11 protein-coding genes and 4 pseudogenes are annotated in these 11266 nt (G+C 70.7%); 5 read left to right on the forward strand and 10 right to left on the reverse strand.

Annotation, left to right across the window (positions count from 1 at the left end):
• Positions 1-162: 162 nt before the first annotated feature.
• The 8 genes and pseudogenes from ACZ4NT_RS07405 to ACZ4NT_RS07440 all read right to left on the reverse strand — a co-directional run.
• Positions 163-657 (reverse strand): lamin tail domain-containing protein, encoded by a 495-nt coding sequence (locus tag ACZ4NT_RS07405; RefSeq protein ID WP_467724093.1) that lies wholly within the window; start codon positions 655-657, stop codon positions 163-165.
• Between the two features lie 160 nt (positions 658-817).
• Positions 818-2050, reverse strand: coding sequence for a PP2C family protein-serine/threonine phosphatase (locus tag ACZ4NT_RS07410; protein ID WP_467724094.1), 1233 nt, complete (start codon positions 2048-2050; stop codon positions 818-820).
• A 206-nt stretch (positions 2051-2256) separates the two neighbouring features.
• Positions 2257-2811, reverse strand: a complete 555-nt coding sequence (locus ACZ4NT_RS07415; RefSeq protein ID WP_121407877.1) for a DUF6197 family protein — start codon at positions 2809-2811, stop codon at positions 2257-2259.
• 256 nt (positions 2812-3067) lie between these two features.
• Entirely contained in the window at positions 3068-3994 is a 927-nt protein-coding gene (locus ACZ4NT_RS07420) for an immunity 49 family protein (RefSeq protein ID WP_467724096.1), read from the reverse strand.
• 73 nt (positions 3995-4067) lie between these two features.
• Complete coding sequence (locus ACZ4NT_RS07425) at positions 4068-4427, reverse strand: hypothetical protein (RefSeq protein ID WP_467724098.1); 360 nt, start codon at positions 4425-4427, stop codon at positions 4068-4070.
• Positions 4428-4561: 134 nt separating this feature from the next.
• Positions 4562-5674: a PP2C family protein-serine/threonine phosphatase gene (locus ACZ4NT_RS07430; protein ID WP_121407874.1), complete on the reverse strand. Its 1113-nt coding sequence runs from the start codon at positions 5672-5674 to the stop codon at positions 4562-4564.
• Positions 5675-5969: 295 nt separating this feature from the next.
• Positions 5970-6329 (reverse strand): VOC family protein, encoded by a 360-nt coding sequence (locus tag ACZ4NT_RS07435; RefSeq protein ID WP_121407873.1) that lies wholly within the window; start codon positions 6327-6329, stop codon positions 5970-5972.
• An 86-nt stretch (positions 6330-6415) separates the two neighbouring features.
• Positions 6416-6920 (reverse strand): annotated as a pseudogene (locus ACZ4NT_RS07440) (MmyB family transcriptional regulator); the annotation flags it as partial.
• On the opposite strand from ACZ4NT_RS07440, the pseudogene ACZ4NT_RS07445 reads away from it, so the two are divergent.
• From ACZ4NT_RS07445 to ACZ4NT_RS07465, 5 genes and pseudogenes are all read left to right on the forward strand, one after another.
• Positions 6919-7359: pseudogene (locus ACZ4NT_RS07445) on the forward strand (zinc-binding dehydrogenase); the annotation flags it as partial. The pseudogenes ACZ4NT_RS07440 and ACZ4NT_RS07445 overlap by 2 nt on opposite strands.
• 91 nt (positions 7360-7450) lie before the next feature.
• Positions 7451-8095 (forward strand): annotated as a pseudogene (locus ACZ4NT_RS07450) (SDR family NAD(P)-dependent oxidoreductase); the annotation flags it as partial.
• 176 nt (positions 8096-8271) lie between these two features.
• Positions 8272-8681, forward strand: a pseudogene (locus ACZ4NT_RS07455) ((R)-mandelonitrile lyase).
• A gap of 137 nt (positions 8682-8818) precedes the next feature.
• Positions 8819-8998: a DUF6480 family protein gene (locus ACZ4NT_RS07460; protein WP_121407872.1), complete on the forward strand. Its 180-nt coding sequence runs from the start codon at positions 8819-8821 to the stop codon at positions 8996-8998.
• 310 nt (positions 8999-9308) lie between these two features.
• Positions 9309-9818, forward strand: coding sequence for a hypothetical protein (locus ACZ4NT_RS07465; protein ID WP_467724101.1), 510 nt, complete (start codon positions 9309-9311; stop codon positions 9816-9818).
• A 175-nt stretch (positions 9819-9993) separates the two neighbouring features.
• On the opposite strand, the gene ACZ4NT_RS07470 is transcribed toward ACZ4NT_RS07465, so the two are convergent.
• Both ACZ4NT_RS07470 and ACZ4NT_RS07475 read right to left on the reverse strand, forming a co-directional pair.
• The gene (locus tag ACZ4NT_RS07470) at positions 9994-10617 is read right to left on the reverse strand and encodes a histidine phosphatase family protein (RefSeq protein WP_467724103.1); all 624 of its coding nucleotides are present in this window, start codon (positions 10615-10617) and stop codon (positions 9994-9996) included.
• A 161-nt stretch (positions 10618-10778) separates the two neighbouring features.
• Positions 10779-10970 (reverse strand): LapA family protein, encoded by a 192-nt coding sequence (locus ACZ4NT_RS07475; RefSeq protein ID WP_220784196.1) that lies wholly within the window; start codon positions 10968-10970, stop codon positions 10779-10781.
• Positions 10971-11266 lie beyond the last annotated feature (296 nt).

Genomic DNA, 11266 nt, shown 5'->3' on the forward strand with positions numbered 1-11266 from the left:
GTACACCGTGCGAACGATACGCAGGTGCCTCGGCGCCGGACCGTCCGGGCCTGCAGCGAAGGGCGAAGCGCGGAACTCTTCGGCCGGGTGGATGCGACCGAACGCGGCCGCCACACCGCACAACCGAGGGGTGCGGCGGCCGAGTTCGGTCGCGGTGCGGGATCAGCCGTGGTAGCCGATGTACCCGTTGCCGTCGGGGTCGTTTCCGCTCTTCGTGTACGAGTGGACGTCCGCGCGGCTGCCGGAGGGCTTGTACAGGTAGACGGTGTCCTTGTCGTTGTTCCACATGAAGTTGCAGTTGTCGCGGTAGACCACGTTGTTCGCGTCCGAGTCGGTGCCGTTGCCGCCGCGCAGCTTCACGTAGTCGCCGGGCTGCAGGTAGTGGTTGGCGGTGAACGTGAAGCGGTTGCCGGTGGCGTCCTTGACGACGTAGCCCTTGAGGTTGATGGTCGCCGAGGACGAGTAGTTCTTGATCGTCAGGTATTCCTCGTCGGTGTTGCCCGAGGAGCAGCTGTTGGAGTCCCGGCCCGGCGCGTCGTACTGGACCCCGCGGAGCTTCAGCGCGGAGGTGTATTCGGCGGCGTGGGCAGGTATGGAGGCGAGGACGGCCAGCGCGCCGGTGGTGACGGCCACGGTCAGCACAGAACCCTTACGCAAGAGATGCTCCTTCACGGGTGAACAAATGGTGTTGCGTGTGAAGGACTCGCGGAGGTCGGGGATGGTTGCGCGTCGAACTATCCGTCACTCATTCGAGTGAACGGTGGCGGATACGGGCCGACGACCGTCGTGCCGACCCGCCCGTCGGACGCCGAAGGGGTCACAAGCGGATGATGACCAGCGCCGTGTCGTCGGTACTGTCGCCGGAGGGGAGCAGGTCGGCAAGGAGGGCGTCGGCCAAAGCCTCGGGACCGGTGTGTCCGTGCCGGACGAGGGAGTCCGCCAGGCGGTTCAGGCCCACGTCGATGTCCTCGTCGCGGCGCTCGATCAGGCCGTCGGAATAGAGGACCAGAGTGGCGCCTTCGACGAAGGCTGTGGTGGCCTCCGGCCGCGGCACGTGTTCGGGACGCGCGCCGAGGGGCGGATCGGTCGCCTGGTCGAGGAAGGTCACGGTGCCGTCCGGGTGGAACAGGGCGGGCGGCGGATGGCCCGCGCTGCTGTACGTGAGCGTATGGGTCGGCCAGTCGATGTAGGCCTTCACCACCGTGCTCGACTCGGCCCCGTCGACATGGCGGGCGTAGAGGCCGAGGGCTTCCAGCGCCTGGGCGGGGCCGTCGGCGACGCGGGCCGCCGCGCTCAACGCGCTGCGCAGCTGCCCCATGACGCAGGCCGCCTCGAGGCCGTGGCCGACGACGTCGCCCACGGCGACCGCGATGCGGTCACCCGGCAGGTCGATCAGGTCGTACCAGTCACCGCACACATTGAGGGTGCCGACAGCGGGCCGGTAGCGAACGGCTGCCCGGTGGTGACCGACCGGCGTCGGCGCGGGCAGCATCGCCCCCTGCAGGGCCAGGGCGACCTCGCGGTCGCGCGCCTGGGCCCGGCGCAGGCGATCGTTGACCTCCAGCAACTCACGGGAGCGGGTGAACAGTTCGGCCTCCAGCACCCGGGCCCGGCTGCTGTCGGTGCCTGTGCCGCGGCGAGCGCGGATGAGCTCGGTGACCTCCTCCACCCGGTGCACGATCAGCACCACGCGCCCGTCCGAGTCCAGGACGGGGGCGTTGACCGGACTCCAGAAGTGCTCCGCCCAGTGGCCGGGCCGCTGCGGATCTTCGATGTCGTAACGCAGCACTGCCATCGTGTCGCGTTCGCCGGTGGTCACCGCGCGCAGCATCGACTCCCGGGTCTCCCGCATACCCGCCGAGGCGGGATCGTTCGGGTTCTCGGGGAAGACGTCGAAGATGTAGCGGCCCAGCAGCTGTTCGCGCGTGCGTCCGGCCAGTCTGAGGAAGTCCTCGTTCGCGTCGGCGTACACCAGGTCGGGGGTGAGCAGAGCCACCATGCCCGGCAGGGCGTGGAACACCGCCGCGTAGTCGATCTGCGGTTTCCTCATGTGCTGTCCGCCTCGATACCGACGTGGATGTGCTGATCCTCCACGATAGGAGGGACCCGGCACGCAGGCGGTCCGCTGCCCGCCACAGGCTCCGGCAGTCACCTGGGCGGCCCTGTCTCCGAGGGCGAGGCCCATGTCGCCCGGCACGCGATACGCATATCTGTTCCCGGGGTCGGTTCCCGGCCGAGGCCGGACGGGGCGGGGCGTCACAGTCCGCGGGCGTCGGCGAGGCCGGCGGCCCGGTCGAGCATGTTCATCGGGGTTGCGCCACTGTTCCAGGCATCGTTGAAGGACGGCACCGAGTCGACGGTGTCGCCGAACCGCCTCCGGATCGCATCGAGGACGACGCGGGCGGCGTCCGCTTCCAGCCCCCGATCACCGCCCGCCTCCATGCGCAGCGCTCCCAGCAGGCAGACCGCACCCTCGTCGTCGATCAGGCTGCCGGCGCACCATCCGTCCGTCTGCATGCGCCGATGGGCGCGCTGCAGGAGCGCGGCGACGGGCGTCTGGTACGGGACCGCGGGCGGCGGGAGCGTCGGGGTCAGCGGGACCGTGACGACGGCGGCCAGGTCGACCGGCTCGGTCGGGATGTGGGCGATGCGCACCTCATGGGCGACGGCAGCCTCCTCCAGCCGTACGGTCATGGCGGCGTCCACAGCGGCCAGGCGCGCCTCCAGACCGAGGTCCCCGGCCGCGGGGGTGGCGGCAGCCGCGGGCCGCTGCAGGACCGGGAGGGCCGGAGCGGGGTCGGGGCGTGGCATCAGGAGGTCCTCCGCGACGTCGATGGCGCTGCCGGGGCCGACGGGCCTCCCTTCGTTGTGCGGGGGCAGGCCAGGCGGCGGTGTGCGCCACGCTGATACGGGGGTGGAAGTTCAGCCGGTCGGCGGGAGCCGCGGACTTCCGGCGCCCCTCGATCCGGCGGTGCCGGACCCGGGGCGGGGCAGGTCGACGTGACGCCGGTGTCCGCCGCGGCAGCAGGAGAGGAGGCTGTGCCGGACCCCCCAGCGCGGGGCCGGGTCAGGAAGCGGTTGGCGCCGGGGCGGTCAGGAGCGAGGCGGGCAGGTAGTCGGACTCGATCCGCAGGTCCCAGCCGTGGACCTGCACGGCGAGCGCGGCCAGCGCGATCGCGCCCACGGGCAGCAGGCTTTGCGGCGCGGGGTCCTCACCGGCGCCCGCGCGGTGGTCCACCAGGCGTTGGTGCAGTGCCTGCTCGAAGGCGGCCTGGTCGTCCCGGAGCAGGATGCGGAGCAGCCGCTGGTCGGGGCTCTTCGCACCGGCGGCGTCCAGGGCCAGCGCCGCGTCCAGGCGCTCGTCGATGGACGGCATGCACAGTGTCATCTGCGGCCAGTCGCGCGGCAGATGGCCCTGGGCCGGGGTCAGATAGCCGCACAAGGCGTCCATGTGCGCAAGGTCGGCCGGATCGGAGACCGAGTCACGTCGCGCGTGCGGCAGCTTCTCGTGCAGCATCGGGGCGTAGTCATGCCGCAGCAGCAAGCCGATCACCCGCTCCCGGTCCCGCACCAGGCCGCCGGCCACACAGATGTCGAACGCCTCGACCCAATTGCGGGCGGTGACCGTGTCGGCCGCGTCCCGCATCTCGTCGAAGTCCTTCTCCTCACTGGTGAAACGCGTCCGAGTCAGGGGGAAGGGGATCTCCCAGTCACCGTCCGGGCAGCAGCCCAGCTCCAGTACACCGAAGAGGCATTCAGCCGCAGTGGTCAGCGCGAGCCGTGTCCGCTCGTCCTCCAGTGCGGGATCGTCCACACTGCGTGCCGCGACGTGGCCGAGCAACTCCCGACCGAGTTCCGCCAGCATCTCGCGCAGGGGGTACTCGTGGTGGTAGACCTCCTCGAAACGGTGCTGGACACGGTCTGCCATGTCGCCGAGGGCCTGCTCCAAGCGCTGGCGGCTCACCGTGTGCCTCGTCACGTGGATGATCTCCATCCGTTCATCCTGCCAGTCGCGGCCGCGCCGAGGGGAACCGGCTCTCCTCGCACGAGGACGGTCGATGTGAACCTCAGCCCGTGTCGACCCATGCCGCGACCCCCAGGACGAGGGGTACCGGGCATGCGAGCAGGCCCAACAGCACCATGCGGCTCAGGAGCGTCAGCCTGCGTACCGGTGGCAGCCACGCCACCGTCGCCAACACGGTGACACCGATGCCCATGTACAGGGCACATCGAAGGAGGAAGCCGCCCACCGCGAGTCCTTCCGCCGCTCCCCACAGCGTCACCATGGCAACGAGGAACGCAAGCCAGGACATCGAGATGAACGTCAGCGACCACAGCACGCCCGCGAGCAGCGTGGCCACTCGGCGCTGCGGCGGCGGAGGCATTCTCACAGGCCCGTACAGAGCTGCGTAAGCGCGAGGATCCATGATCCGATCCTCGCCACCGGGCGGCCGCCACACATGAGGGCGGATACTCAGGCGCGGAGGACCGCGTACTCACCCGGTCGCTCCCGACGGTGACGCGCGCCCCAGGTCTGCGGCATCGTCGCGAGCGACACCCCCTAGTGCTCCAGGGCCGACGGGGGCCGGCAGCGTACGGCGAGGGCCGCGATGTCGTCGTCGAGCCCCCCGCCGCTGTAGCGGAGCAGGTCCTTGTGCAGCTGGTTCAGCAGTTCGCGGGGCGGCGCCGAGCGGTGCCGGCCCATCCAGTCCGGCAGCGGGAAGAACGTGCCGCTGCGATCGCGGGTCTCGGTTACGCCGTCGGTGTATAGCAGCATCTGATCGCCGGGGGCGAAGGCCACGGTGTCCACGTAGTAGTGGCTCCCGAGGAGCGCCGCGAGGTTGAGGGGTGTCGAGGGGCGGGCGGGTTCCAGGACGCGGATCTCGCCGCTCTGCACGAGCACAGGCGGCGGGTGCCCGCAGTTGAGGACCTTGACGTGGCCGCTGCCGTAGGGGATCTCGGTGATCAGCACGGTGGCGAAGTGCTCCTGCTGGTCGTCGGCGGCGGTCGCCGCGCTGTGCCGGGTCATGGTGACCTGAAGGCGATGGATCAGGCCCTTGAGATCGGGCTGGTCGTACGCGTTCTCCCGGAAGCAGTTGATCACCGCCGCCGCGGCCCCCACCGCCGACAGGCCCTTGCCGCGCACGTCACCGATGAGCAGCCGGACTCCGTACGGCGTGTCGGCTGCCTCGTAGAAATCGCCTCCGATCCGGGCCTGCTCCTGGGCGGCTCGGTACAGCGACTCGATCTCGATGTCCTTGATGCGGTGCGGCAGCGGGCGCAGGAGCACCTTCTGGGCCGCGTCGGCGACCAGTCGCACCTGGAAGAGCGTCTCCTCGCGCTGGAGGCGGAGGTGGCTGGCGTAGGCGGCCGCGAGGGTCACCGCCGCGATCGCCGCAGCCGTGTACGGCGTCCCCAGGTCGGAGTGGACGAAGCTGATGCCGATCATGATCAGGAAGCAGAACGCTCCCAGCATGATCGTCGGGACCACGGGCCAGACCGCGGCGGCGAGGGCGGGTGCCGCGGTGAGGAGGCGGCTGAAGGCGATCTCTCTCGGCGTGGCGAAAGCCAGGGCGGCGATGAGGGCGGTGACGAGCAGGGGTGACAGCAGCACGGCCCGCCGCTGACCGCCGTAGGGACGGTGGCGGCGCCGGAGCCGTACTGACGTGTTCACATTTTGGAGCTTATCGGGATGAAGTGAGTATGGGTGGGTTCGCCACCCTCCGATCAGCGGTCGTGGACGGTCCCGGCCCGCCGGCCGAGGTGCTTTCGGGTCCGCATCCCCGGCAAGGGCCTCCCGGTAGGCCATGCCGGATTCCTGGCACCCATGCGCAGACCGCATCGGGCCGGCCGCCGGCAGGCCTTCGCGCGGGACCCCGAGGGGCTCGACCGTGGCCGGTCACGGACGCCATGGCCGACTCCGTCCCGTACGTTCCGCAGGCCCCCGACCGGTAGCCCACGGTGCGGCGTCAGGCCGTTGCCGGCTGCCACAGCTCGATCCGATTGCCCTCCGGGTCGGTGACCCAGCCGAACCGGCCGAAGCCCTCCAGATCCTGCGTCTCCTCGGCCACATCCGCTCCGTTGGCACGCAGCTGCGCGAGCATCGCGTCGAGGTCGCGGACCCGGAAATTCAGCATGGTCTGCTGGGTGCGCGACCCGAAGTAGTCGGTCTCGGACTCGAACGCCGCGAACACCGTCGGCCCGGGATGCTGCTGCCACACGCCGTGCTCGTCGGCATCGAGCCCCAGGCAGTCGCGGTACCAGGTAGTGAGGGCCGCCGGGTCGGATGCCCGCATGAAGTGTCCACCGATTCCAAGCACACGTTCCATGCCGTCATCCTGCCAGGACGGCCGCCCAGGGACCGGCACCACACCCACGCGAGCGGCACACATCCGGCCCGGCGCCCCGACTCCGTTCAGCCCGCGGGCTGTTGTGTGGGGAAGCGGCTGTCTTGGGTGGCGGCCCAGGTGGCCAGCAGGCGAAGGCCCTCCTCGGAGGGCGAGCCCGGCTCGGCGGTGTAGACGGTCAGGGTCAGGCCCTGTTCCGCAGTCATCTCCAACCCTCCGTAGGCGAGGGTGAGTTCACCGACGGCCCGGTGGTGGTAGCGCTTGGTGCCAGTGCCGTGGTGGCGGACATTGTGAGCGCCCCATCGAGTGCGGAACTCGTCACTGCGCGTGGACAGTTCACCGACCAGGTCGTGCAGGTCCTTGTCGTGGGGGTTGCGGCCGGCCTCGGTGCGCAGCCTCGCGACGGAGACGTCGGCGGCAAGGTCCCAGTCGGGAGAGAAGCGACGGGAGGCCGGGGCGAGGAAGTTGAACCGGGCGAGGTTCGCCTGGTTGTGCGGGGAAGCGTAGAGGTCGCTGTTCGCTGTAGAGGGCGCGGGCGAGCCGGTTGGTGGCGAGCACGTCCATGCGGCCGTTGAGCCGCCACGCGTCGCGGCAGAAGCTCGCCCGGGAGTTCGGCGCCACCGACATTGTCACCGAGCGCGGCGACGACGGTGTCGCCCGGATCAAGGAGCTCACCGGCGGAATCGGGGCCGATGCGGTGCTGGAGTGCGTCGGCACCGGCGAGGCCATGCAGCAGGCACTGCACTCCGCGCGGCCCGGCGGCAACGTCGGTTTCGTCGGCGTCCCCCACGAGGTGGCCATCGACGGGCAGGAACTGTTCTTCTCCCACGTCGGACTGCGCGGCGGCCCCGCCCCCGTGCGGCGGTACCTGCCCGAACTGATCGACCTGGTCGTCTCCGGGCGGATCGACCCGTGCAAGGTCTTCGACCTCACCCTGCCCCTGGACCAGGTCGCCGAGGGTTACAAGGCGATGGACGAGCGCCGGGCGATCAAGACCCTCCTCCGCCTCTGACCTGCACCATCCCGTCAGTGGGGGGACGTGGCCCGTCCCCGCGGCTGTCCCCTTCGCCCGCTCATCCGTGCCCCCCTGCGGAGGACCCACCGTGACCACCTACGCCCTCGTCGGCGCCGGACCGGGTCCGCGCCTGGCCTGCGCCCGACGCTTCGGCACCGCCGGACACACCGTCGCGCTGCCGGCCCGTAGCGCCGACCACCTCGACTCCCTCGTGGCCGCGCCGCACAGCGACGGCGTCCAGGCCCGCGGATTCACCGCCGACGTCCTCGATCCCACCTCGCTCACGTCGGCACTGCAGTCGGCCGCCGACCAGCTGGGACCGGTCGAGGTCCTGCAGTCCAGCTCCGTGCCCCGCGCCGAGTTCATGCAGCCGCTCCTGGACACCGCCCCCGGCGACCTCGACGACCGCCGGCGTTCTCGGTCAAGGGACCGATCACCTGCGTGAACACGGTCCTGCCCGGCATGCGCTCGCTGGGCCGCGGCACGCTGCTGTTCGTCAACGGCGGCAGCGCGGTCGACCGCACCCCGAGCGGGCCGGCACCTCCCTCGCGTTCGCCGGGGAAGTGCGTACCTCCGCACGCTCCACGACGCCCTCTCGCCCCGGAGAACATCCACGCCGCCCGGCTGATCGTCCCCGGCGCCATCCGGCCCGAGGCCGAGCACTCCAGCCCCGACGCTGGCGGAGCGCCTGTACGCCATGCGCACCGAGCGCGGCGACTTCCGGCACTACGCCGCGGGGTGGGGCGACGCCGCGACATGCGTGCCCGTGCGGCTCCGCGCTCAAGGGGCTGCCCACCCCTGGAACCCGTCGAGGCGCCCGGCCCGGGCCCGGCACTGACACCCGCCTCACCTGCGCCGACGTACGCCAGAGCCCCGTTTCACCGCACCACCCGCACCGAGAGGACCCTCATGGAGTTCATCAAGCAGCGGCCCACCAGCAAGGCCCCGGCCGACTGGTTCACCGGAGACGTGTGGTGATCGTTGTCGTCGCCGGTCGGGAACCCTCCCGGATGCGTGCCAACCTCGTACGCTTCTCGCCGGGCGCGCGTACCAACTGGCACGCCCATGCCGTGGGCCAGACCCTGCACGTGGTCTCCGGCATCGCCCTGATCGGCACCCGTGACGGCACGGTCCTGGAGGCCCACCCCGGCGAAACCGTCGGCTGCCCGCCCCACGAGGAGCACTGGCACGGCGCCGCGCCCGACCGGTTCATGGAACACCTCGCCATGCGGGAGGGCACCGGCGACGACACCCCCGAGACGCAGTGGGCGGAACCCGTCACCGACGGGCAGTACGACGCCCCGCGCACACGCAGCTGACGGCCACGGCCTCAGCGGGCCCGCTCCGCTGAGGCCCCCTCGGCGGAGCAGGGAAGGCGAGCCGGCGCATCGCGGAGGCCGCGTGTCCGGACTTGCGAGCAGGTGCGCTGCTCCCGTGCATCCCGCAAGCTTGAATCATGACCGACCCACTCGTACCTCCCGGAGAGACCCCGCCGGTCGAGGGTTCCACTGCCGAATCCCATGAGGAACGGGCCGACGGCGGGCTGTGGGAGCACCCGACGATCTGGATCTGCCTCATCATCGCGGGAGCCGTTCTGGTGGCGGGCTACTTCATCGCCCGCGTCGTCTCCTTCTGACCGGCAAGCGCGGTCGCGGCCCGAGAGACTCAACCGGCCGCGGCCCCAGAGGCGTGCGGCGAGACGCTGACGCGATCGGCCAGGCAGCCACGAGACCCCGCAGGCGAAAAGACCCCCGAGCAGCGGTCGACCACCGTATGTGACGGCAGGGCTGCGATTGTCGCAGGACGGGAACAGCGACCGGAGCGAGCACAACGGACCCCCGGGGTCGCAGGTCTCCTCCTGTGACCGGCCCGGTGAGCGCGGCTCGCGGGCCAGGACGGCACCGACCGTTCGACACATCGCCACCAGACGAAAACGGGGTTCCCACATGTTCCGCACCAGCACGCGCCCGACCATGCGTATCGCTCTCTCGGCCGCCGGATGCACCGCCGTCCTCGGCCTGGCGCTCACCGCCACGGCGCCCGCCTCGGCCGCGACGGCCCCCGCCGCGAAGACGGCCGCCACCTCCGTCCCCGCCGCCGCGTTCACCGACCCCAACGGCCGCTACACCGCCCAGGAGATTCACACCTTCCTGGTGACCTTCTACGGCGAGCAGGGCCCCGGCGACTTCGCTCGCGCCTACGGAATCTCCGAGCACCTGCAGGAGAAGGTCGCCGCGAGCGAGGGCTTCGACGTGCTGCTGTGCGCGCAGAACGAGCCGCAGTCGATCGACATCGGCCCGGTCAGCACGGCCCAGTCCGCCCGGGTCGGCTACGCCACCGTCACCACGCACTGGGGTGAGAACGGCCAGGACACCGCCACCTTCAGGGCATACGTCGACCTGGACGCCACCCGGCCGATCCAGCTCCTCGACACCGACTGCGAGGCGACCGACTGACCCCGGGACCCCTCGTCCCGGCCGGGGTTTCCCGTTCGGCCCACCCTGACGAAGTGGATCCCATCCGCACGAGAGACCCCGGCCCGCCGTGGCGCCCACCGGTCGGGTTCCGCCTCTTCGGTCGGCGTCGGGTCTGGAGCGATCACCGACTGCATGTGGCTCGACGGCCGCGCACTCAGATGTGCAACTCGGGGGGAAATCCGGTCCACCGCAGTTCGGTGGGCAGGTGCCGCATGTCGTTGGAGACGAGGACGGAGGGCGGCCGTCCGGGCGCGTATCGGATGACCGTAAGCGCGGCATTGCCGTAACTGAGGCCGAGCCAGCGCCACTTCGGCGCGTGCATGGCCTCCCGGACGAGCCAGGCGACCAGGAAGTTGTGGGTGACGACGAGTTCGTGCCGGTCCTGTTCACCATCTGCCGGCCCGGTGAACACATCCAGCGCCCGGCGGGCCAGAACAGCGCCGTGCTCCCGCTGCTCGGCAGTGGTACCAGCGAGAAAGCGGAGGAAGAAGTCTGCTGATTCCACCGGGAGCTCGTCCCTGGCCGGCATGTGAGGAACGTAGTCCCCGGCGACTTCCGAGACGCTCAAGGGGACGTTCGTCAGCTGGTCGCCGATCAGACGTGCGGTCTGCTCGGCCCGGGGCAGCGGACCATGGTGAACAGCTGCGATGGGGATGTCCCGAAGGCGCTGTCCGAGCAGCGTGGCCTGCCGACGGCCGTCCTCAGTCAGCCCGCTCTCGTCCGGCGATGCCTCTCCGTGCCGGACGAGATAGAGGTATCGAGTGGCTGTGCCGGTCATCACGAGCTCCTCTGCGCCCACCAACGATCTTGTTCATCGGTGGACGCCGCCGCCCGCGTGGTCGGTTCCGTCAGCCGGTCGAAGAGCACGCTCCAGGCGTCGGACGGGCACATGGGCGGGGGACCTTCAGCGCCCGTCGTGGGGCCCGTGGGCTGGCCGAGTCACCTGCGTCTGCTGTGCACCAGAAGCGCTCCACAGAGGCCGCCGAGGACGAACATGATGAGGAGCGCGAGATAGAGCGGCATGGTGACGACGGGGATCAGCAGGCGGATCCTGATCTCCTTGGTGTTCTCCGCGATGAGCACGATGGCCAGAGCGGCGAGTACCAGCATGCTCACGCGTGTGGACGTCAAGCGGGAGGGTTTCTTCGCCCCCTGCTGCCCATCGTTCGGCCCGGACGATTTCCTGGTGCTTGCTCGGCTCATGCTCCCAGGATCGAAGCGTGCGGCCCACTGTGCTTCCGTGGACGCGGCTACATGGGTGAACGCCCGCGCCGCGGCGGAGCATCATTTCCGGACGCGGGGGGGGGCGGGGGGGGGGGTGGGGGGGGGGGGGGGGGGGGGGGGGGAAACCAGGCGCGCCGGTCATCCGGGGCCGGGGAGCAGGGGGTTCCACTCCCTCGAATCGACGTCAGCAGGAAGCGAGGTGC

The organism is Streptomyces sp. NPDC026417 (assembly GCF_055567695.1).